The sequence below is a fragment of the Pseudomonas sp. B35(2017) genome (genome assembly GCF_002113645.1).
Lineage (GTDB): Bacteria > Pseudomonadota > Gammaproteobacteria > Pseudomonadales > Pseudomonadaceae > Aquipseudomonas > Aquipseudomonas ekonensis.
Genome location: NZ_NEIZ01000004.1, coordinates 120850 through 141852, shown reverse-complemented (window position 1 = coordinate 141852; position 21003 = coordinate 120850). Strand labels below are relative to the sequence as shown.

The following is a 21003-nucleotide window of genomic DNA, read 5'->3' as shown; positions in this document are numbered from 1 at the left end:
ACGGTACGTGATGGATCTGTTTCGCAGAGAGCCCCTGGCCCAGCCTTTGGCGGCCCGGTTGCGCGCCACCAACCTGGACGAATACGTCGGCCAGGAGCACGTGCTCGCCCGCGGCAAGCCGCTGCGCGAGGCGCTGGAGCAGGGCGCGCTGCATTCGATGATCTTCTGGGGCCCGCCGGGCGTGGGCAAGACCACCCTGGCGCGGCTGCTGGCGGAAGTGTCGGATGCGCACTTCGAAACGGTGTCGGCGGTGCTGGCCGGGGTCAAGGAGATCCGTCAGGCGGTGGAGATCGCCAAGCAGCAGGCCGCGCAGTACGGCCGGCGCACGATCCTGTTCGTCGACGAGGTGCACCGCTTCAACAAGTCCCAGCAGGACGCGTTCCTGCCGTACGTCGAGGACGGCACGCTGATCTTCATCGGCGCCACCACCGAAAACCCGTCATTTGAACTGAACAACGCGCTGCTGTCGCGGGCCCGTGTGTATGTGCTCAAGAGCCTGGACGAAGCTGCGCTGCGCAAGCTGGTGCACCGGGCGCTGACCGAAGAGCGGGGCCTGGGCAAACGCCACCTCACCCTCAGCGACGAAGGTTTCCAGATGCTGCTGTCGGCTGCGGACGGCGACGGCCGGCGCCTGCTCAACCTGCTGGAGAACGCCTCGGACCTGGCCGACGACGACAGCGAGATCGGCACCGACCTGCTGCAGAGCCTGCTCGGCGACACCCGCCGGCGTTTCGACAAGGGCGGCGAAGCGTTCTACGACCAGATCTCCGCGCTGCACAAGTCGGTGCGCGGCTCCAACCCGGACGGTGCGCTGTACTGGTTCGCGCGGATGATCGACGGCGGTTGCGATCCGCTGTACCTGGCCCGGCGTGTGGTGCGCATGGCCAGCGAGGACATCGGCAACGCCGACCCTCGGGCCCTCAGCCTGTGCCTGGCGGCGTGGGACGTGCAGGAGCGCCTCGGCAGCCCCGAGGGCGAACTGGCGGTGGCCCAGGCCATCACCTACCTGGCCTGCGCGCCGAAAAGCAACGCGGTGTACATGGGCTTCAAGGCCGCGATGCGCGCCGCCGCCGAGCACGGTTCGCTGGAAGTGCCGCTGCACCTGCGCAACGCCCCGACCAAGCTGATGAAGCAGTTGGGCTACGGCGACGAATACCGCTACGCCCACGACGAGCCGGACGCCTATGCCGCCGGCGAAGACTATTTCCCGGAAGCGCTCGAGCCGATTCCGTTGTACCAGCCGGTGCCCCGTGGCCTGGAGCTGAAGATCGGCGAAAAGCTCAAGCACCTTGCCCAACTCGACCGGTTGAGCCCCCGCCAGCGGAGAAAACCGTGATTCCAGCGATCGTTGCAGTCTCCATCGGCGGCGTCACCGGCACGCTGCTGCGCTTTGCCGCCGGCAATTGGGTCAACGCCAACTGGCCGCGGCACTTCTATACCGCGACGCTGGCCGTTAATATCGTGGGCTGTCTTTTGATCGGCGTGCTGTACGGCCTGTTTTTGATACGCCCGGAGGTGCCTTTCGAGGTGCGTGCCGGGTTGATCGTCGGCTTCCTCGGAGGGCTGACGACCTTTTCATCCTTTTCACTGGATACGGTGCGCCTGCTGGAAAGCGGGCAGGTGCCGCTGGCCTTGGGCTATGCGGCGCTCAGCGTATTCGGCGGGCTGCTCGCCACCTGGGCCGGCCTGTCCCTGACCAAACTTTGACAACGAGAGACCGACATGCTCGATTCCAAACTGTTACGTAGCAACCTTCAGGACGTAGCGGACCGCCTGGCTTCCCGTGGCTTTGCCCTGGACGTCGCGCGCATCGAAGCGCTGGAAGAGCAGCGCAAGGAAGTCCAGACCGAAACCGAAAAGCTTCAGGCTGAACGCAACGCGATCTCCAAGAGCATCGGTCAGGCCAAGCAACGCGGCGAAGACATCGCCCCGCTGATGGCCAATGTCGAGAACATGGGCAGCCAACTGAACGAAGGCAAGGCTGCGCTCGACAAGATTCAGACCGAGCTGGACGCGATCCTGTTGGGCATCCCCAACCTGCCGCACGAATCGGTGCCGGTCGGCGAAGACGAAGACGGCAACGTGGAAGTGCGCCGCTGGGGCACGCCGACCGCCTTCGACTTCCCGGTGCAGGACCACGTCGCTCTGGGCGAGAAGTTCGGCTGGCTGGATTTCGAGACCGCCGCCAAGCTGTCCGGCGCGCGTTTTGCCCTGCTGCGCGGCCCGATCGCCCGTCTGCACCGCGCCCTGGCGCAGTTCATGATCAACCTGCACGTCACCGAGCACGGCTACGAAGAGGCCTACACCCCGTACCTGGTGCAGGCGCCGGCGCTGCAAGGCACCGGCCAGTTGCCGAAGTTCGAGGAAGACCTGTTCAAGATCGGCCGCGACGGTGAGGCCGACCTGTACCTGATCCCGACCGCCGAAGTGTCGCTGACCAACATCGTGGCCGGCGAAATCGTCGACGCCAAGCAGCTGCCGATCAAGTTCGTCGCCCACACCCCGTGCTTCCGCAGCGAAGCCGGCGCGTCGGGCCGCGACACCCGCGGCATGATCCGCCAGCATCAGTTCGACAAGGTCGAGATGGTGCAGATCGTCGAGCCGTCCAAATCCATGGAAGCCCTGGAGAGCCTGACCGCCAACGCCGAGAAGGTGCTGCAGCTGCTGCAGCTGCCGTACCGCACCCTGGCGCTGTGCACCGGTGACATGGGCTTCAGCGCGGTCAAGACCTACGACCTGGAAGTGTGGATCCCGAGCCAGGACAAGTACCGCGAGATCTCGTCGTGCTCCAACTGCGGCGACTTCCAGGCCCGCCGCATGCAGGCGCGCTTCCGCAACCCGGAAACCGGCAAGCCTGAGCTGGTGCACACCCTCAACGGTTCCGGCCTGGCGGTCGGCCGCACCCTGGTGGCGGTGCTGGAGAACTACCAGCAGGCCGACGGTTCGATCCGCGTGCCGGACGTGCTGAAGCCGTACATGGGTGGCCTTGAGGTCATCGGCTGACATGGACTATCTGCCGCTGTTTCACAACCTGCGCGGCAGTCGTGTGTTGGTCGTCGGCGGGGGGGAGATTGCCTTGCGCAAGTCCCGCCTGCTGGCCGACGCCGGTGCGCTGCTGCGGGTGGTCGCACCTGAAATCGAAGCCCAACTGCGTGATCTGGTGACCGCCAGCGGCGGTGAGTGCCTGTTGCGCGGTTATCTCGACACGGATCTGGACGGCTGCGGGCTGATCATCGCCGCCACCGACGATGAAGCGCTGAACGCGCAGGTCTCCGCCGATGCCCATCGGCGGTGCGTGCCGGTCAACGTGGTGGATGCGCCGGCCCTGTGCAGCGTGATCTTCCCGGCCATCGTCGACCGTTCGCCGCTGATCATCGCGGTGTCCAGCGGCGGCGACGCGCCGGTGCTGGCCCGGCTGATCCGCGCCAAGATCGAGACCTGGATCCCTGCCACCTACGGCCATCTGGCCGGTCTCGCCGCGCGTTTCCGGCATCAGGTCAAAAACCTGTTTCCCGACGTGCAGCAGCGTCGTGCCTTCTGGGAGGACGTGTTCCAGGGGCCGATCGCCGACCGGCAACTGGCCGGGCAGGGCGCCGAGGCCGAACGTCTGCTGCAGGCCAAGATCGATGGCCAGGCACCGGTGGCCACCGGCGAGGTGTATCTGGTGGGCGCAGGGCCCGGCGATCCGGATCTGCTGACCTTCCGCGCCTTGCGCCTGATGCAGCAGGCTGACGTGGTGCTGTACGACCGTCTGGTGGCGCCGGCGATTCTGGAGCTGTGCCGCCGGGACGCCGAGCGGGTCTACGTCGGCAAGCGCCGCGCCGACCACGCGGTGCCCCAGGATCAGATCAACCGGCAACTGGTGGATCTGGCCAAGGCCGGCAAGCGCGTGGTACGGCTCAAGGGCGGCGATCCGTTCATCTTCGGCCGCGGCGGCGAAGAGATCGAAGAACTGGCGGCCCACGGCATCCCGTTCCAGGTCGTGCCGGGCATCACGGCGGCCAGCGGTTGCGCGGCCTATGCCGGGATCCCGCTGACCCACCGCGACTACGCGCAGTCGGTGCGTTTCGTCACCGGGCACCTGAAGGACGGTTCCACCGATCTGCCCTGGGCCGACCTGGTCGCGCCGGCGCAGACGCTGGTGTTCTACATGGGCCTGGTGGGGCTGCCGGTCATCTGCGAGCAGTTGATCAAGCACGGGCGCGGCGCGGACACCCCGGCGGCGCTGATCCAGCAGGGCACCACGGTCAATCAGCGGGTGTTCACCGGCACCCTGGCCGACCTGCCCGGGTTGGTGGCGGAGCATGAAGTGCATGCGCCGACCCTGGTGATCGTCGGCGAAGTGGTGCAACTGCGCGAGAAACTGGCGTGGTTCGAAGGGGCTCAGGGGCAAGTCTGACGACAGACCGCATTGTGCCGATCACCAGCAGGCTGGCTCCCACATTGGATTCGTGAACGACACAGATCCCCTGTAGGAGCCAGCCTGCTGGCGATTTGGGCCCTCAAACGCTGATGTGATTCCAGATCCCTTTCCCGCTCAGCCGCGCCCGGTCATGGGCCGCGGTGAAGTCCTGCTCCGGACCTTTGGGCACGACGCCGGTCGGGTTGATGGTCTTGTGGCTGCCGTAGTAGTGGTGCTTGATGTGCTGGAAATCCACCGTGTCGGCGATGCCCGGCCACTGGTACAGCTCGCGCAGCCAGTTCGACAGGTTCGGGTAATCGGCGATCCGCCGCAGGTTGCACTTGAAGTGCCCGTGGTACACCGCGTCAAAGCGGATCAGGGTGGTGAACAGACGGATGTCCGCTTCGGTGAGGAACTCTCCCGCCAGGTAGCGGTGGGTGCCCAATAGCCTTTCCAGGTGATCCAGTTCGGCGAACACATCGTCGAACGCCGCTTCATACGCCTGCTGCGAGGTGGCGAAGCCGGCGCGGTACACGCCGTTGTTGACCGCCGGGTAGATCCGCTCGTTCAGCCCATCGATTTCACTGCGCAAAGGTGCCGGGTAGAAGTCCAGGCCGTTGCCGGTCAAGCCGTCGAACGCGCTGTTGAACATGCGGATGATCTCCGCCGATTCGTTGCTGACGATGCGCTTGAGCCGTTTGTCCCACAGCACCGGCACGGTGACGCGGCCGGTGTAGTCGGGGGTGTCTGCGGTGTAGCGCTGGTGCATGAAGTCGAAGCCGTCGAGCCGGTCGCCCGTGGAGCCCAGCGCCTTGTCGAAGGTCCAGCCGTTTTCCAGCATCAGCCAACTGACCACCGAGACGTCGATCAGGCTTTCCAGTCCCTTGAGTTTGCGCAGGATCAGCGTGCGGTGGGCCCACGGGCAGGCCAGCGACACATAGAGGTGGTAGCGCCCGGCCTCGGCGGCAAAGCCGCCTTCACCGCTGGGGCCGGGGCGGCCGTCGCGGGTGACCCAGTGGCGGCGTTGCGCCTGTTCACGCCGGAAGGCGCCGTCCTTGTCGCTTTCGTACCATTTGTCCTGCCAGCGGCCATCGACCAGTAAACCCATGTTCAAGACTCCGCAAACCAATAATCGTTGGAGTGGAGTCTATTCCGATGGGTTCGAACAAAAAGCGCAAAGATCGGGCAGCTATGATCGATTAAATCGATTTGTTCCGTGCGGCCCAGTATTGTTCGGCCGTTTCGAAGGCTTGCTCACGGCTCTGGCCCAGCCCCCGGAGGGCGAGCGCCATGGTCGAGATCAAAGCCATGCGGGCGTAGCTGTCGTCCGACTCGCCGCGCCAGACCGCCTTCAATTGGCGGGTCTCCAGCGATGCCGGTTTGACGTGTCGCTGGGCCGACAGCCGCGGCCATTCCTCGTCCCAGCTTGCGCCGCCGGCGGTGCCGTACAGGTGGCTGTCGGCGTCCGGGTTGATCTCGATTTCGCCGCCGTCGCCCTTGATCACGATGGCCGTGTCGCCCAGCAGGCCGCTGGCTTCACGGTGCACCGCCTGATAGCCGGGATGGAAAATGCTTTGCAGGCCGCAACGGGCGCCCAGCGGATTGAGGATCCGTGCCAGCGAGTGGATCGGCGAGCGCAGGCCCAAGGTGTTGCGCAAGTCGATCATCTTCTGCAACGGCGCCGCCCAGTCCACCAGCGGCATGAACGCCAGGCCGCCGTTGTCCAGCGCCGAGCCGACCTGCTGCCAGTCGCGGCACAGTGGGATGTTCAGCTCACCGAGCAGCTGTTCGCTGTACAGACGCCCGGCGGTGTGGGCGCCGCCGCCGTGCATGAAGATGCGCACGCCGTTCTGCGCCAGGCACTTGGCCGCCAGCAGATACCACGGCAGGAGGCGTTTCTTGCCGGCATAGGTCGGCCAGTCCAGGTCGACGGCCAACGACGGGGCATGCAAGCGTTCGCGCAGGGCTTCGGTGAAGCCGGCCATCTCTTCGGCGCTTTCCTCCTTGTGCCGCAGCAGCATCAGGAAGGCGCCGAGCTGGGTGTCCTCGACCTTGCCGTCCAGCACCATGCCCATGGCCTCGCGGGCCTCGGCGCGGGTCAGGTCGCGGGCGCCGCGCTTGCCTTTGCCCAGGATCCGCACGAACTGGGCGAACGGATGCTCGGCGGGCGTTTCGAGGGTCAGCGCTGGAAAGTCGGTCATAGGCAATTCGTCGGTTTGGGCAGGCCCGCCAGTTTCGCGGCGAGCTTGGCGGGGGTGCCTTTGAACAGGCGGTTCAGGTGCAGGCTGTTGCCCTTGTCCGGGCCCAGCTTCAGGGCGGTGTACTTGATCAGCGGCCGGGTGGCCGGGGACAGCTCGAACTCCGCGTAGAAGGCGCGCAGCAGCTCAAGGACTTCCCAGTGGTCGGGTGTCAGCTCGATGTCTTCGGCGACGGCGAGGGCAGCGGCGACCTCGGCCGACCAGTCGCTCAGGTCCACCAGGAAGCCGTCCTTGTCCAGTTCGATGGCGCGGGCGCCGACGGTCAGGGTCTTCATAGCCAGGTGTTGACCTTGTCGTGGCGCACCGACAGCTCGACGAAGGCCGGGTAGTCGATGGCGTCGGCCCAGTCCGGAACCTCAAGCCCTCGGGCCAGGGCGTCTTCGGCCAGCACGTACAGCCTGGCGTTGCGGGCCTGGAGCGCAGTGAACGGCGCGGTGCCGGGTCGCAGGGCATAGGCGGCGTCGCCGCACAGCAGCAAGGCGTCGGCGCTGCCCAGCAGGCGCAGGCAACTGGTCAGGCGTTCGTCGCCGAACGGGGAATGGGACAGCACATGCAAAGTCGACATCAGAGCGTGATCACTTGGTCGTAACGGTCAATGAGGGCGGTGATGCGGTCGGCGGCCAAGGGCTGCGCCTCGTCCAGCGACAGATCGCCGAGGCCGCGCAGGGCGGCGCTGTCGGCGCAGTAGAACAGTTCTTCGACGCCGAACATCGGCAGCGCCTGCAGATTGGCGCTCAGGTCCTTCTGCTGCAAGGCCTTGGCGTTCTGCCCGGCGGCCAGTTGCAGCACGCCGTCGTCGAGGAACAGCAGGCCGATCGGCAGATCGAACGCGCCGCCGGCCAGCACGATGTCCAGCGCCTCGCGGGCGCCGGGGCCGGACCATGGCGACTGGCGGCTGATGATCAACAGGGATTTAGCCATGTTCATGCGCCTCCGAAGCAGATGAGACGGTCGGCGTCCTGCACCGCATCGTGCAGTTGGCCCAGGCCGGACAGTTCCCACGGCGCACTGACGGCCACGGCGTCACGCTGGTAGCGTGCGGCCTCTTCGGCGTTCAGCACGCCACGGCGCAGGGCGGCGGCGATGCACACCACGCCGTCCAGCCGCTGTTCGGTGATGAAGGCGCGCCATTGCTTGGGCAGGTCCTGTTCGTCCTGCGGGGTGACCACGCTGTCCGAGGCGTTGTGCACGCCGTCCTGGTAGAAAAACAGCCGGACGATCTCATGCCCGCCGGCCAGCGCCGCCTGGGCGAACAGCAGGGCACGGCGCGAGGAGGGCGCATGGGCGGCGGAAAACAGCGCGATGGCGAACTTCATGACGGACTCGATCAGCGAAACTGCGGCCATGATAAAGCTTTCTCGCCGGGGCGGCGAAGCGGATGTTGCCGCAGGCGCGGTGAGTGTCAGCGCGGCATGTAGCCCAGTTGCCAGCGGCGGGGGATCTTCAGGGCGACCACCCCGAGCACGCCGGCCAGCAATGCGCTGAAAAACAGGGCCTGAAGGCCCAGATGGCGTTCCAGCAGCGCACCGATGACCGCGCCGACGAACATGCCCGTCCAGGGCACCAGTTGCACCCGCCAGCCGTTGCGTCGTTCGCCCAGCAGCCAGCGGCCCAGTCCCCGGCCGAACCGTGACAGGGCCCCGGTGACGTAGGTCAGCCCCACCGGCAGCCCGTTCACTTCCTCGACGCAGGCGTTGAGCATGCCCATGGCGGTGATCGCCGCCAGCAGGGCCGGCAATTGCTGCTCGAACGGCCAGGCCGCCGCGGCGCACAGCAGCGCGGCGATGCACAGCAGCAACGGCAGCGCCCGACGCCCGCTCAGCCGGCTGACGATGACGCCGAGGGCATTGCCGAAGACGAACGTGGCGACCAGGATCGACAGGCGCAGGGTCAGGCCCAGGTCGCCGTCGCTGATCGCCACCGCCAGGCGGGTCGTGTTGCCGCTCATGAACGAGACGAAGTCGCCGCTGGCCATGAAGCCGATGGCATCGGTCATGCCGGCCAGCACCGACAGGCAGGCGACCAGCGTCAAGCCGACGCGGCCGCGCCATTTCTGGGTATGCAGATGGCCGGGCGTGGCGCGGTGAGTGGTGGCGGACGGCAGCATGGGCGGGTTCCTGGCCGGGTTCCTGGGTGGGAAAACACGGTTTTACTCCATAGCGCGAGGGTTGTCGCGCCGTCCGATGCGGTAAAGCTGAACGAAACCTTGCCGGGCAGTGATACAGTCCGTTCTTTTTTGAATGAGCGAATGCAATGCGAATGCTGACGGTGGCGCTGGCGGCGGTTTTGCTGGCCGGTTGCGCGGGATCGGTGATGGAAGACGCCCGCACCCGAACCCCTTACAAGACCCTGACCTCGGAAAAGCCCGGCAAGGACGTGGCGCAGTGCGTGCAGTTCTCCTGGCAGGACGAAGCGGTGTTCGGTGTGGACGCGGCGGCTTATCTGGAGCCGGGCAAGCAGGGCGGCACCACGGTGTACACCCGCTCGGCGGAATCGTTCGTCGATGTGGTCAGCGACGCGTCCGGCACCACGCTCAAGTACTACGCGCAGAAGGACGACTTCGTCGCCAAGCGCCGGCTGGCGGCGCTGGCGACCTGCCTGTAGGTCGGTTGAGGCGGAGGCTGTTCCGGCCTCATCGCGGGCAAGCCCCACAGTGGATCTGTGCCATGCACCGATCCCTGTAGGAGCCAGCCTGCTGGCGATGGCATCAGCCCAGGCCCCGCAGAGCGAAAGCAAGGGCAATGCCGTTGCACTCGCAGGAGGCCTGCCGGCTCAGTCCTTCAACCGCTTCTGAAAGAACAGCCGCTTGTGCCCCGGCGGATAATCCGCCAGTTCACCGAATTCGCTGTAGCCAAGCTTTCGGTAGAACACCGGCGCCTGAAAATCGAAGGTGTCGAGCCAGATCCCGAAGCAGCCTTTCTCCCGCGCCAGCTCCTCGGCCATGCCCATCAGCCTGGAGCCGATGCCTTGGCCCCGTCCTTCTTCAGGCACCGACAGCAGGTCGACGAACAGCCACTCGCAGACAAAACGGCCATAAAGTCCGCCGAGAATCGCGCCGCTGTCGTCGCGCACCAGCAAGGTGAGGGGGGTGGAGGGCGCGATGCCGGCCTGGGCGACGTTGTAGGCGTGCAGCGGCGCCAGGATGGCCAGGCGTTCTTCTTCCGTATTGGTGTGCGACAGCTCGATTCGCAGGTTCATGTGCAACTTCCTTTTGGCAACGAAGGCGCAGCCTAACCCGGCGTTGACCTTTGATCCATCCCCTGGGTCGGCCTTGCGCCGTCGCCGGTGCCTTGATCCGCCGATGCCGGTTTTCATGCCTTTGGCGTGTAGGTTTTTTGCTACAGGATGAGTACGCGCTGACTTAGGGTGCTGTATATCCATCCAGTATTTATTGGCGATTGCTGGCGCAAGGCCGCCCGCTGCGACAAATCCGCCGATGGACAAAAAATCCCCCTCCGTTAGCTTGAAGGCCTCTCCTCGGGAAGGAGAGTTCTTAAATCAATGGAGTGAACAACATGAATCAAGCAACCCCTGAAACCCAACTGCGACACGGTCGCGTCACCTCTCCGGCCAGCCGTGGTTCGGTGGCCATCGAGCAAGGCCTGCTGGGCGGTTGGCAGGTCAATGAAATGGAAGGCGGCAAGAACTTCCCGGCGCTGGCGGCCGGCCCGTTCCCCGCGCCGTTCGGCACGGACAACCCGAGCGTCGTGCCGCCGGCCGACGGCTACATCCTCAGCGGCGGCAAAGATGACGCCCGCGACTGCGTGAACTTCACCGACGAGGAAATGAGCAAGAAGCTCGGTCGCCCGTTCACCTGGCCGCTGCTCAACGTCACACCGGGCCAGACCCTGGACATCAAATGGGAGTACACCGCCCCGCACACCACCCGCGGCTACCGCTGGCTGATCACCAAGGACGGCTGGGATCCGAAGACCCGCATCACCCGTGCGCAACTGGAGGCGCAACCGTTCTTCGAGGATTTCTACCCGCAGGTTCCGTACTACAGTCATGCGGGCGAACTGAAGGCCAAGGTCAACCATTCGGTGAAACTGCCGGCCAACAAGAAGGGGCGTCACGTGATCGTCCTGATGTGGATCGTCGCCAACACCGGCAACGCCTTCTATCAGGCCTTCGACGTCGACTTCAAGTAAGTCCGCGCCAACCGACCCACACGTTCTGAAGGATTAGAACATGTCGAACATTGATTTCACCCTGTTGCACAACCAGGCGGGCGACGCGGCGTCGCTGATGCCGAGCATCGCCGGCAAGAAGATCCTCATGGGCTTCTGGCACAACTGGCCGGCGGGGCCGAGCGACGGCTACCGGCAAGGGCAGTTCGCCAACATCGCGCTTGAAAACGTACCCAAGGAGTACAACGTGGTCGCTGTGGCCTTCATGAAAGGCAACGGCATCCCGACCTTCAAGCCCCACAACGTCTCCGACGCCGAGTTCCGCCGCCAGGTCGGCGTGCTCAACAGCCAGGGGCGGGCGGTGCTGATCTCCCTGGGCGGCGCCGATGCGCACATCGAGTTGCGCGCCGGCCAAGAACAACCGCTGGCCAACGAGATCATCCGTCTGGTGGAAACCTACGGCTTCGACGGGCTGGACATCGATCTTGAACAGAGCGCGATTGATTTCGCCGCCAACAAGACCGTCCTGCCGGCGGCGCTGAAACTGGTCAAGGATCACTACGCAGGACAGGGCAAGCACTTCATCATCAGCATGGCGCCGGAGTTCCCGTACCTGACCGCCAACGGCAAGTACGTCGGCTACCTGCAAGCGCTGGAAGGCTACTACGACTTCATCGCCCCGCAGTTCTACAACCAGGGCGGCGACGGGGTCTGGGTGCCGGAGGCCAACAACGGCAACGGCGCGTGGATCGCGCAGAACAACGACGCGATGAAGGAAGACTTCCTTTATTACCTGACCGAAAGCCTGGTGACCGGCACCCGCGGGTTCACCAAGATCGCGGCGGACAAGTTCGTCATCGGCCTGCCGTCCAACGTCGATGCCGCCGCCACCGGCTACGTGATCGACAAGACCGCGGTGGGCAACGCCATGAAGCGGCTGGCCATCAAAGGACATCCGATCAAGGGGCTGATGACCTGGTCGGTGAACTGGGACAACGGCATCAGCAAGGACCGGGTGCCGTACAACTGGGAATTCAGCCGCCGTTACGGGCCGCTGATCCATGGCGCCAAGCTGTCTGAGCACGCGTCGGACGACATGACGGTCGACATCGGCCAACAGCAGTAAGCGAACAGAAAGCCCGGTAGCGCTGCCGGGCTTTTTTTCGTCCGTGGGCCGCGTCTTTTCGCCTACCATGGGCGTCCTTCAAGGACACAAGGGTCAGGCGTCATGTCCAACACGACCGAACGGGTCAAATTCATCGATACGCAGGTGCTGTCCCACGATTGGTACTTGCTCAAGAAAATCACCTTCGACTACCGGCGCAACAGCGGCGACTGGCAGCGCCAGACCCGTGAGGTCTACGACCGCGGCAACGGTGCTGCGATCCTGCTGTTCAACCGCGAGAGGCGCACGGTGGTGCTGACCCGGCAGTTCCGTCTGCCGGTGTTCGTCAACGGCCATGACGGGCTGCTGATCGAAGTGGCCGCCGGGCTGCTTGAAGGGGCCGATCCCGAGCAACGCATCCGTGCCGAAGCCGAGGAGGAAACCGGCTACCGCGTGCATGACGTGAGGAAGGTGTTCGAGTCCTACATGAGTCCGGGTTCGGTGACCGAGAAGCTGCACTTTTTCGTTGCCGAGTACGACGCGTCGTCGAAGGTCGGCGCCGGCGGCGGCCTGGAGGAAGAGACCGAAGAGCTGGAGGTGCTGGAGTGGCGCTTCGATGATGCGCTGGCCGCTTTCGGGCGCGGCGAGATCTGCGATGCCAAGACCATCATGCTGTTGCAGTATGCGGCGATGAACGACCTGTTCTCCGCTTGAGGCCCTTTGGTGAGGGAGCAATCTCCCTCACCCCCATTGAAAATAGCCGTAGCGCCACAGTGGGCCGATCACTGAAGACAGGCGATCAGAACAGCTCCCCCGTCCGGCCGACCTCGGCCCACCGGCAACCTTCCAACTTCAATAGCCGCTCCTTGGCCTCAAGCCCTCCGGCGAACCCCGTCAGTTTGCCCGATGCGCCGATCACCCGATGGCACGGCGCAACGATCGAGATCGGATTGCGCCCGTTCGCCGCGCCCACTGCCCGCACCGCGCTGGGGTGGCCGATCTGCTCGGCGATCTGGCTGTAGGTGCGGGTCTCGCCGAAGGGAATGGTCAGCAGCGCCGTCCAGACCCTTTTCTGGAAGTCGGTGCCGGCGAAATCCAGCTCCAGCTCGAAGCGGTTTCGCGTGCCGGCGAAATATTCCTGCAGCTGCTGCGCGGTCTTGAGCAGCACCGGGTTGTCCGGCGCCTCGACCATCGGTCCCAGGCGCACCCGGTCGGGTCTGTCGTTTTCCCAGAGGATGGCCGCCAGTCGCTGGCCGTTCGCGACCAGCTTCAGTTCGCCGACCGGCGAGGGCAGGGTGATGAACGTGTAGGCCATAGGTCGGACTCCGTGGGGGGGCGGGAACAGCGCACAGCATACGGCGTGTTCCGGGAGGCGCAAATCGCAATCGCGGCCATACTGCTTGTGGCTCTTGCAGCGCTTCTCCCTGCTTTCCTGAAAAGCCTAATAACAAGAAGGGACCGACCCATGAAGTACGAACCTTTTGCCAAGACCCTGATCGCGACCTCCTTCGCCCTGGCCTGTCTCACGGCCCATGCCGCTTCGGTGGCCCCGGTGGCGGCGGAGAACGGCATGGTGGTCACCGCCCAGCACCTGGCCACCCACGTGGGCGTCGATGTGCTGAAGAACGGCGGCAACGCGGTGGATGCGGCGGTCGCCGTCGGTTACGCGCTGGCGGTGGTCTACCCCGCGGCGGGCAACCTGGGCGGCGGCGGTTTCATGACCATTCAACTGGCGGACGGGCGCAAGACCTTCCTCGACTTCCGGGAAAAGGCTCCCCTGGCCGCCACCGCGAACATGTACCTGGACAAGGACGGCAACGTCATTCCGGACCTGAGCACCCGCGGCCATCTGGCGGTCGGCGTGCCGGGCACGGTGTCGGGCATGGAGCTGGCGCTGAAGAAGTACGGCACCAAGCCGCGCAATGAGATGATCGCCCCGGCCATCAAGCTGGCCGAAGACGGGTTCGTGCTGGAGCAGGGCGACGTCGATCTGCTGGAGTACGCCACCGACGTGTTCAAGAAGGACATGCGCGACTCCGGCTCGATCTTCCTCAGCAACGGCGAGCCGATGCAGGTGGGGCAGAAGCTGGTGCAGAAGGATCTGGGCAAGACCCTGCGCACCATTTCCGAAAAAGGCGCGGACGGTTTCTACAAGGGCTGGGTGGCCGACGCCATCGTCACCTCAAGCCAGGCCAACAAAGGCATCATCACCCAGGCCGACCTGGACAAATACAAGACCCGCGAACTGGCGCCGGTGGAGTGCGACTACCGCGGCTACCACGTGATCTCGGCGCCACCGCCCAGCTCCGGCGGCGTGGTGATCTGCCAGATCATGAACATTCTCGAAGGCTATCCGATGAAGGACCTGGGCTTCCATTCCGCCCAGGGCATGCACTACCAGATCGAAGCCATGCGCCACGCCTACGTGGACCGCAACAGCTACCTGGGCGACCCGGACTTCGTGAAGAACCCCATCGAGCACCTGCTGGACAAAAACTACGCGACCAAGCTGCGCGAGGCCATCGCGCCGCAGAAGGCCGGCGTCTCCGCCGAACTCAAGCCGGGCGTCGCGCCCCATGAGGGCAGCAACACCACCCACTACTCGATCGTCGACAAGTGGGGCAACGCCGTGTCGGTGACCTACACCCTCAACGACTGGTTCGGCGCCGGCGTGATGGCCAGCAAGACCGGGGTGATCCTCAACGATGAGATGGACGACTTCACCTCCAAGGTCGGCGTGCCGAACATGTACGGCCTGGTGCAGGGCGAGGCCAACGCCATCGCGCCCGGCAAGGCGCCGCTGTCGTCGATGAGCCCGACCATCGTCACCAAGGACGGCAAGGTGGTGATGGTGGTCGGCACGCCGGGCGGCAGCCGGATCATCACCGCGACCCTGCTGACCATGCTCAACGTCATCGACTACGGCATGGGCCTGCAGGAAGCGGTCGATGCGCCGCGCTTCCATCAGCAGTGGATGCCGGAGCAGACCAACCTCGAAGACTTCGCCGCCAGCCCCGACACCAGGAAGATCCTCGAAAGCTGGGGCCACAAGTTCGCCGGCCCGCAAGATGCCAACCATATCGCGGCGATCCTTGTCGGCGCGCCGTCCCTGGGCGGCAAACCGGTGGGCAAGAACCGCTTCTACGGCGCCAACGACCCGCGGCGCAACACCGGGTTGTCATTGGGTTACTGACGCGCGTAAAAAAGAGGGGCGGGCGTTTGTCCGCCCCTGTCTCACGGATCGATCAAGGAAGGCCTGCCATGTCCACCGCATTGTTGATCATCGACGTCCAACGCGCCCTGTGCTCGGGCCAATACGCGTGCTACGACATCCCCCGCGTCATCGACACCCTCAACCGCCTCAGCGCACGCGCCCGCCAGGCCGGCGTGCCGGTGGTGTTCATCCAGCACGAAGAAGAGGGCGACCTGCTGGCCCACGGCAGCGACGGCTGGCAACTGGCGGACGGCCTGGAGACCGCGCCGGGCGACCTGTACGTGCGCAAGACCGCCCCGGACTCGTTCTGCCAGACTACGCTGCAGAAGCTGATCCCCAAGGAAGACTTCGACCGGTTGGTGATCGGCGGCCTGCAGACCGATTACTGCGTCAACGCCACCGTGCGCCAGGCGCATCAACTGGGCTATGACGTGGTGCTGGCGGCCGACGCCCACTCCACCGTGGACAACGGCAGCATGAGCGCCGAAGACATCATCGCCGAGCACAACAAGGATCTGGCTCATCTGAGCAGCTCGGTGGCGCGGATCGACGTCACGCCGGCGGCTCAGATCACCTTCTGACCCGCCGAGCAGCCTTCCCTGTAGGCGCGAGCCTGCTCGCGAGGCGTCGTGTCGTTCGCCTCGGACATTGAGGGGGATGACGCTTTGGCGAGCAGGCTCGCTCCTGCAGGCGGTGAAAACTCCGGGCATCGACCGGTCGCTCCCGGCATACTGCCGGCGCCTCAGGAATGGAATCTGTCGATGCCCGCGTTCAATGCCCGTCATGCCTGGCTGCTGGCCAGCCTCGTAATCGCCCCGATGTCCCACGCCGCCGGTTTCGACTGCGCCAAGGCGTCCGGCCCGGTCGAGAAAACCCTTTGCGCCGATCCGTACACCTCCGCCCTCGATGAGAAGCTGAGCGCGGTTTGGCGCACCACGCTGGCGGAGGTCGCCGACCCGAAGGCACTAAGGGCGGATCAACGAGCGTGGCTGAAGAACCGCGACCTTTGCGGCGAAACGTTGGGTTGCCTGCGCCGCCTGTACCTCATGCGCCTCACCGAACTTGAATACGCCGCAAAGCCGTTCAGCTGGAACGCGGTGTGGCAGCGGATTCCCGAAGGCGTGGCCTCGGGTGCAGAGCTGAACACGTCCCTACGGGACGATTCGCACGTGTCCTTCGCCGTGGAGGCCACCGCCGGCGCCAACGAAGGCAGCCTGGAGGGAACCGCCACACGCCGTGCCTCGGGGGCGGACTACGCCGAGGGCGAGTGCGCGTTGAGCTTCACGGCGATCAACGGCGTGCTGAACGTCGCGCAACAGGGTGACGACGCTGACTGCGGGGCAGGAATGGGAGTGTTCTATGCCGGGCGTTATGTCGCTTCGCCAACGCCCTTGAAGCTGGACTACGATCTGCTGGCGCTGAGCCTGGTGCGCACGCAACAGGAAGACGACACACTGCGCACGCTGCTCAAGGGCGACTACCCGGCACTGGTGCAAAGCGCGGGGACGATGACGATCGGCGATCCGTCCGCCGACGTGCCGGGCAGCGAGGTCGATGAGCTGTGGGTGCGCGGTTTGGGCAACTTCAACGCTGCCATCGTGATGAGCGCCGCCGGCAACCGCTTCTGGATCGCGCTGCTGGTGCCCGATGCCCAGGGCGAGTCCCGCGCCCGCTACTACACCAACGTCCCCGACTGGAAGGATCGCCTGCCCGCTGCCGTGCACGCCTGGTACGAGCGCATGCAGGGCGGCAGAACCCTGCCGCTGGAGCGCATGCCGTAACGCAAGCCTGTCGCCGCCACCTCAGGTCGCGAACATCAACCGGTACACAGGGGCTGCCGGCTCCCGCACCACGCCGCCCAGCACCAGCCGCGTGACGGTGTCCGCCGCCGCGGCGTAGTCCTCGTCCTGCGGCACTTCGCGCCCGGTGATGCACCCCATCTGCCAGCCGATGTTGGTGTAGGTGCGGGTCGCCGACCAGATGAACAGCATCAGGTGCTCGGGATCCACCGGGGCCAGCAGGCCGCGGTCGATCCAACTGCGCAGGCACTCGACGTTGCGCCTCGCTTCGGCGTGCAGCAGGTCGCGGCACTCGGGCGGCAATTGCGGGCCGCCGAGCAGCAGTTCGCCGCTGAACACCCGGGCGATGGCCGGGTGCTCGCGGGCGATGCGGATCCGCGCCGCCACGTACGCCCGCAGGCCGATCAGCGGGTCGTCGCTCTCGCGCAGCGCCGCCGAGGCGTCCAGCAGCGGTTCGACGAAACCCAGCAGCACCTTGGCGTAGAGGTTTTCCTTGGTCTGGAAGTAGTAATACAGGTTGGCCTTGGGCACGCCGGCACGGGCGGCGATGTCGCGGGTCTGGGTGGCGTCGAAACCCTTGGCGGCGAATTCCTCGCTGGCGGCGGCGAGGATCAGTTGCTCGTTGCGTTGACGGATGCTGCTCATGGAAGGCACGGCGGAGTCTGGCGGTTTCGGGTTCGCAATATACAAAACTATATAGCGATGAAGCCAGCAGACTCGGCAGACAACGCTATGCTGTGCCGATTCAATCGATCCCGGAAAAAACCACATGACCCTTCGCACCTTGCGCGCCGATGCCTCTCACCTCGATGCGGTGGCCGCGCTGTTCGACGCCTACCGCGGCTTCTACGGCCAGCCGTCCGATCTGGCGCAGTCGCGGGCGTTCATCGCCGAGCGCCTGGCCGCCGGCGAATCGGCGATCTACATCGCGCAGGACGCCGACGGCCAGGCGCTGGGCTTTGTGCAGCTGTACCCGTCGTTCTCATCCATCGACGCCCATCGCACCTGGCTGCTCAGCGACCTGTTCACCACTCCGGCCGCCCGTGGCCGTGGGGCAGGAAGGCTGCTGATGAACACGGCGCGGGACTTTGCCGTGCAGAGCGGGGCCAAAGGCCTGGTGCTGGAAACCGCCACCGACAACTTCACCGCCCAAGGCCTGTACGAGTCGCTGGGCTGGGTGCGCGACACCGGGTACTTCACCTACACCCTCGATCTGCGCAAGGGCTGAGCCGGTCACTCGGCCAGCAGCCGCTCGATCTGCGCCAGCTCCCAGGTGCTCAGCAGGCTGACCGGGTCGGTGCCGAAGCGTTGCGAGGTGTCGAGCCGCCAGGCCCGGCCATCGGGGCTGCGGCATTCGAGGCAATGCAGCAGGCGTGGCCCGTCGAGGTCGAGCGCCAACCGCCAGCCGTCGATATCGACCGTGACCCGCGCCGATCCGCACGGCTCAGCGGTGCGGCGCAACGGACACACGCCCAGCGCGGCATCGCGCAGGCGCTGGCAGACTTCCCGGGCGTTCAACGGGGTGGGCATGACGGGCTCTCGGTCAACGGAACAGGCGCGCCAGCTTAGAGCGCCCGACGGCGGTTGTCAGCGTCCGCTGGTTTGCCTGCGGGCACTTGCGTAACATCCGCAGCCCTGTTTTTCCGTCGACCCCGTATCAGGTAAGCCATGAAACCGAAACGTCTGCGCGCCGATGTCCTGGCCGGACTCACCACCTCGTTCGCCCTGTTGCCCGAATGCATCGCGTTTGCGCTGGTGGCCCACCTCAATCCGCTGATGGGCCTGTACGGCGCGTTCATCATCTGCACGCTGACCGCGCTGTTCGGCGGCCGGCCGGGCATGGTGTCCGGGGCGGCCGGCTCGATGGCGGTGGTGATCGTCGCGCTGGTGGTGCAGCACGGCGTGCAGTACCTGCTGGCCACCGTGCTGCTCGGCGGTCTGGTGATGATGGCGTTCGGGCTGTTGCGCCTGGGCAAACTGGTGCGGATGGTGCCGCACCCGGTGATGCTCGGCTTCGTCAACGGCCTGGCGATCATCATCGCGTTGGCGCAGTTGGAGCATTTCAAGGACGGCGAACACTGGCTCAGCGGCGCGCCGCTGTACCTGATGGCTGGGCTTGTGGGGCTGACGATGGCCATCGTCTACCTCCTGCCGCGCCTGACCCGCGCGGTGCCGCCGGCACTGGTGGCGATCCTCGGCGTGGGCGCACTGGTCTATCTGCTGGATCTGCCGACCCGCACCCTCGGCGACATGGCGCACATCGCCGGCGGCCTGCCGGCCCTGGCGCTGCCGGACATCCCGTGGAACCTGGAGACCCTGCGCATCATCGCGCCGTATGCGGTGCTGATGGCGCTGGTCGGCCTGCTGGAAACCCTGCTGACCCTGAACCTCACCGACGAAATCACCGAGACCCGTGGCTACCCGGACCGCGAATGCGTGGCGCTGGGGGCGGCGAACATGGTGTCGGGCGCATTCGGCGGCATGGGCGGCTGCGCCATGATCGGCCAGACCGTGATCAACCTCAGTTCCGGCGGGCGCGGGCGGGTATCCGGCGTGGTGGCCGGGGTGGCGATCCTGCTGTTCATCCTGTTCCTGTCACCGATGATCGAGCGCATTCCGCTGGCGGCGCTGGTGGGGGTGATGTTCGTGGTGTCGCAGCAGACGTTTGCCTGGGCCTCCTTGCGGGTGGTGAACAAGGTGCCGCTCAACGATGTGCTGGTGATCATGGCGGTGACGGTCATCACCGTGTTCACGGACCTGGCCACCGCGGTGATGTGCGGCATCGTCATCGCCGCGCTCAACTTCGCCTGGCAGCAGGCCCGCGAACTGTACGCCGATGCGCATCTGGAGGCCGACGGCAGCAAGCTCTACCGGCTGCACGGCACGCTGTTCTTTGCCTCGACCACGCCGTTCCTCAACCAGTTCGACCCGGCCGGCGATCCGGCCCGGGTGACCCTGGATTGCCGCCACCTGAGCTTTGTCGACTATTCGGCCATCGCCGCGCTGAAGACCCTGCGCGAGCGGTACGCCAAGGCCGGCAAGCAGTTGCAGGTGTTCCACCTGTCCGAGCGCTGCAAGAAACTGCTCAAGCGCGCCGGGGTGGAGCACGCTTGAGCAGGTGGGAGAGGGTGTCACTGCCGGCATCTTGGGTCGCTTGCAGGCCGCTATCGCCAGCAGGCTGGCTCCCACAGGATCGATGTTGGCCTGTCATTTCTGAGGATGCCGCTGAACCCTGTGGGAGCTGCGGTGCGACGACTCGACTTGCCAGCGATGGGATCGGCACAGGCAATATCTTGGGTGGCTGATAGACCGCTATCGCTGGCAAGCCAGCTCCCACAGGGCTTTGTGGTGTGCCTGGATCCTGCTAACACCCGGGATACCTGTGGGATTGCCTGCAAGCGATGGGGCCAGCACGGGCAACATCTTTAGCTGACAGACCGCTATCGCCAGCAAGCTGGCTCCCACAGGATCGATGGTGGCCGGTCATTTGTGCGGACACCGCTGAACCCTGTGGGAGCCGGCAGGTTTCAGATGGCGGGGAAGTCGATGTCGGTCAGCGCCACGTTGTTGAGGTAGTTGGTCAGGGTCTGCACGGCGACGAGTGCGACCGTTTCGATGATCTGCTTGTCGTCGATGCCGGCGGCGCGGGCGGCGGCGATCTGTTCGTCGCTCAACTGGCCGCGGGTCTCGGTCAGTTGGCGGGCGAGGGCGGCGAAGGCGTTCAGCCGGCCGTGGCGCGCCTGGGCGATGTCCTCGGCCGACAGCCCGGCCTTGCTGGCGAACAGCGTATGGGCGCTCAGGCAGTAGTCGCAGCCGTTGACCTGCGAGGTGGCCAGGTACACCGCTTCTTTCTCCTTGGCGCTGAGCGAGGTCTTGCCCAGGATGGCGGAGGCTTGCAGGTAGGTGTCCAGTGCCACGGGCGCCTTGGCCAGGGTCGTGAACACATTGGGCAGGAAGCCGATTTTCTTCTGCACGCCTTCCAGCACGGTGCGGGTGGCGTCGGCGGCGGTGTCGAGGCTGATCGGGGTGATGCGGCTCATGATGAATCTCCGAATGTCCGGTGCGGAGTGCACCGGGGATGGAGCTCATGTTAGG

At 65.6% G+C, this 21003-nt stretch carries 24 protein-coding genes and 1 pseudogene; 13 read left to right on the top strand and 12 right to left on the bottom strand.

The features are described 5' to 3' along the window. Positions 1 to 10 precede the first annotated feature (10 nt). From CAG41_RS09710 to cysG, 4 genes are read left to right on the top strand one after another with little or no spacing between them, the layout of a single operon-like run. On the top strand, positions 11 to 1336 hold the full coding sequence (locus CAG41_RS09710; RefSeq protein ID WP_085579837.1) for a replication-associated recombination protein A: 1326 nt from the start codon (positions 11 to 13) through the stop codon (positions 1334 to 1336). Then, positions 1333 to 1707: a fluoride efflux transporter CrcB gene (crcB, locus tag CAG41_RS09705; protein ID WP_085579839.1), complete on the top strand. Its 375-nt coding sequence runs from the start codon at positions 1333 to 1335 to the stop codon at positions 1705 to 1707. Before CAG41_RS09710 ends, crcB begins: the two co-directional genes overlap by 4 nt. Positions 1708 to 1722: 15 nt before the next feature. Next, positions 1723 to 3003 carry a serine--tRNA ligase gene (serS, locus tag CAG41_RS09700; protein ID WP_085579842.1) on the top strand — a complete coding sequence of 427 codons (1281 nt, stop codon included), beginning with the start codon at positions 1723 to 1725 and terminating at the stop codon, positions 3001 to 3003. A gap of 1 nt (position 3004) precedes the next feature. Further along, positions 3005 to 4399, top strand: coding sequence for a siroheme synthase CysG (gene cysG / locus CAG41_RS09695; protein WP_085579844.1), 1395 nt, complete (start codon positions 3005 to 3007; stop codon positions 4397 to 4399). A gap of 103 nt (positions 4400 to 4502) precedes the next feature. Here the strand turns inward: cysG and CAG41_RS09690 are convergent, their stop codons facing one another. From CAG41_RS09690 to CAG41_RS09660, 7 genes are all read right to left on the bottom strand, one after another. After that, the gene (locus tag CAG41_RS09690; protein WP_085706936.1) at positions 4503 to 5510 is read right to left on the bottom strand and encodes a glutathione S-transferase family protein; all 1008 of its coding nucleotides are present in this window, start codon (positions 5508 to 5510) and stop codon (positions 4503 to 4505) included. Positions 5511 to 5601: 91 nt separating this feature from the next. Beyond that, positions 5602 to 6603, bottom strand: a complete 1002-nt coding sequence (locus CAG41_RS09685; protein ID WP_085706935.1) for a glycosyl transferase family protein — start codon at positions 6601 to 6603, stop codon at positions 5602 to 5604. Then, on the bottom strand, positions 6600 to 6935 hold the full coding sequence (locus CAG41_RS09680) for a TusE/DsrC/DsvC family sulfur relay protein (RefSeq protein WP_085579851.1): 336 nt from the start codon (positions 6933 to 6935) through the stop codon (positions 6600 to 6602). The genes CAG41_RS09685 and CAG41_RS09680 overlap by 4 nt, the downstream gene beginning before the upstream one ends. Next, positions 6932 to 7225, bottom strand: coding sequence for a sulfurtransferase complex subunit TusB (gene tusB, locus CAG41_RS09675; protein ID WP_085706934.1), 294 nt, complete (start codon positions 7223 to 7225; stop codon positions 6932 to 6934). Before tusB ends, CAG41_RS09680 begins: the two co-directional genes overlap by 4 nt. After that, a complete protein-coding gene (gene tusC, locus CAG41_RS09670; protein WP_085580101.1) occupies positions 7225 to 7581 on the bottom strand; it encodes a sulfurtransferase complex subunit TusC in 357 nt (118 codons plus the stop codon). The genes tusB and tusC overlap by 1 nt, the downstream gene beginning before the upstream one ends. A 2-nt stretch (positions 7582 to 7583) precedes the next feature. Then, the gene (tusD, locus tag CAG41_RS09665) at positions 7584 to 7976 is read right to left on the bottom strand and encodes a sulfurtransferase complex subunit TusD (protein ID WP_085580103.1); all 393 of its coding nucleotides are present in this window, start codon (positions 7974 to 7976) and stop codon (positions 7584 to 7586) included. A gap of 86 nt (positions 7977 to 8062) precedes the next feature. Further along, a complete protein-coding gene (locus tag CAG41_RS09660; RefSeq protein WP_085579855.1) occupies positions 8063 to 8767 on the bottom strand; it encodes a YoaK family protein in 705 nt (234 codons plus the stop codon). A 146-nt stretch (positions 8768 to 8913) separates the two neighbouring features. Between CAG41_RS09660 and CAG41_RS09655 the strand changes: the two genes are divergently transcribed. Continuing rightward, complete coding sequence (locus CAG41_RS09655) at positions 8914 to 9264, top strand: hypothetical protein (RefSeq protein ID WP_085579857.1); 351 nt, start codon at positions 8914 to 8916, stop codon at positions 9262 to 9264. Positions 9265 to 9432: 168 nt separating this feature from the next. Here CAG41_RS09655 and CAG41_RS09650 read toward each other — a convergent pair whose 3' ends face one another. After that, entirely contained in the window at positions 9433 to 9858 is a 426-nt protein-coding gene (locus CAG41_RS09650) for a GNAT family N-acetyltransferase (RefSeq protein WP_085630524.1), read from the bottom strand. A gap of 317 nt (positions 9859 to 10175) precedes the next feature. Between CAG41_RS09650 and CAG41_RS09645 the strand changes: the two genes are divergently transcribed. The 3 genes and pseudogenes from CAG41_RS09645 (at position 10176) to CAG41_RS09635 (ending at position 12609) form a co-directional block, all read left to right on the top strand. After that, entirely contained in the window at positions 10176 to 10811 is a 636-nt protein-coding gene (locus CAG41_RS09645; RefSeq protein WP_085580105.1) for a lytic polysaccharide monooxygenase auxiliary activity family 9 protein, read from the top strand. A 40-nt stretch (positions 10812 to 10851) separates the two neighbouring features. Next, positions 10852 to 11853, top strand: a pseudogene (locus CAG41_RS09640) (chitinase); the annotation flags it as partial. Between the two features lie 165 nt (positions 11854 to 12018). Continuing rightward, on the top strand, positions 12019 to 12609 hold the full coding sequence (locus CAG41_RS09635; protein ID WP_085706933.1) for an NUDIX domain-containing protein: 591 nt from the start codon (positions 12019 to 12021) through the stop codon (positions 12607 to 12609). An 85-nt stretch (positions 12610 to 12694) separates the two neighbouring features. Here the strand turns inward: CAG41_RS09635 and CAG41_RS09630 are convergent, their stop codons facing one another. Further along, positions 12695 to 13210 carry a methylated-DNA--[protein]-cysteine S-methyltransferase gene (locus CAG41_RS09630; RefSeq protein WP_085637635.1) on the bottom strand — a complete coding sequence of 172 codons (516 nt, stop codon included), beginning with the start codon at positions 13208 to 13210 and terminating at the stop codon, positions 12695 to 12697. A 150-nt stretch (positions 13211 to 13360) separates the two neighbouring features. On the opposite strand from CAG41_RS09630, the gene ggt reads away from it, so the two are divergent. The 3 genes from ggt to CAG41_RS09615 all read left to right on the top strand — a co-directional run bounded on the left by ggt (position 13361) and on the right by CAG41_RS09615 (position 16890). Then, entirely contained in the window at positions 13361 to 15088 is a 1728-nt protein-coding gene (ggt, locus tag CAG41_RS09625; protein ID WP_085706932.1) for a gamma-glutamyltransferase, read from the top strand. 68 nt (positions 15089 to 15156) lie between these two features. Then, the gene (locus tag CAG41_RS09620) at positions 15157 to 15690 is read left to right on the top strand and encodes a cysteine hydrolase family protein (RefSeq protein WP_085579869.1); all 534 of its coding nucleotides are present in this window, start codon (positions 15157 to 15159) and stop codon (positions 15688 to 15690) included. Positions 15691 to 15870: 180 nt separating this feature from the next. Beyond that, entirely contained in the window at positions 15871 to 16890 is a 1020-nt protein-coding gene (locus CAG41_RS09615) for a lysozyme inhibitor LprI family protein (protein WP_085694840.1), read from the top strand. A 21-nt stretch (positions 16891 to 16911) separates the two neighbouring features. On the opposite strand, the gene CAG41_RS09610 is transcribed toward CAG41_RS09615, so the two are convergent. Continuing rightward, a complete protein-coding gene (locus CAG41_RS09610) occupies positions 16912 to 17553 on the bottom strand; it encodes a TetR/AcrR family transcriptional regulator (RefSeq protein WP_085706931.1) in 642 nt (213 codons plus the stop codon). Positions 17554 to 17677: 124 nt separating this feature from the next. On the opposite strand from CAG41_RS09610, the gene CAG41_RS09605 reads away from it, so the two are divergent. After that, on the top strand, positions 17678 to 18136 hold the full coding sequence (locus CAG41_RS09605; protein ID WP_085706930.1) for a GNAT family N-acetyltransferase: 459 nt from the start codon (positions 17678 to 17680) through the stop codon (positions 18134 to 18136). Between the two features lie 5 nt (positions 18137 to 18141). Here the strand turns inward: CAG41_RS09605 and CAG41_RS09600 are convergent, their stop codons facing one another. Next, a complete protein-coding gene (locus tag CAG41_RS09600; RefSeq protein ID WP_085630516.1) occupies positions 18142 to 18438 on the bottom strand; it encodes a hypothetical protein in 297 nt (98 codons plus the stop codon). A gap of 138 nt (positions 18439 to 18576) precedes the next feature. Here CAG41_RS09600 and CAG41_RS09595 point away from each other — a divergent pair, with 138 nt between their 5' ends. After that, complete coding sequence (locus tag CAG41_RS09595; RefSeq protein ID WP_085694842.1) at positions 18577 to 20022, top strand: SulP family inorganic anion transporter; 1446 nt, start codon at positions 18577 to 18579, stop codon at positions 20020 to 20022. Between the two features lie 413 nt (positions 20023 to 20435). On the opposite strand, the gene CAG41_RS09590 is transcribed toward CAG41_RS09595, so the two are convergent. Beyond that, the gene (locus CAG41_RS09590; RefSeq protein ID WP_085579881.1) at positions 20436 to 20948 is read right to left on the bottom strand and encodes a carboxymuconolactone decarboxylase family protein; all 513 of its coding nucleotides are present in this window, start codon (positions 20946 to 20948) and stop codon (positions 20436 to 20438) included. Positions 20949 to 21003 lie beyond the last annotated feature (55 nt).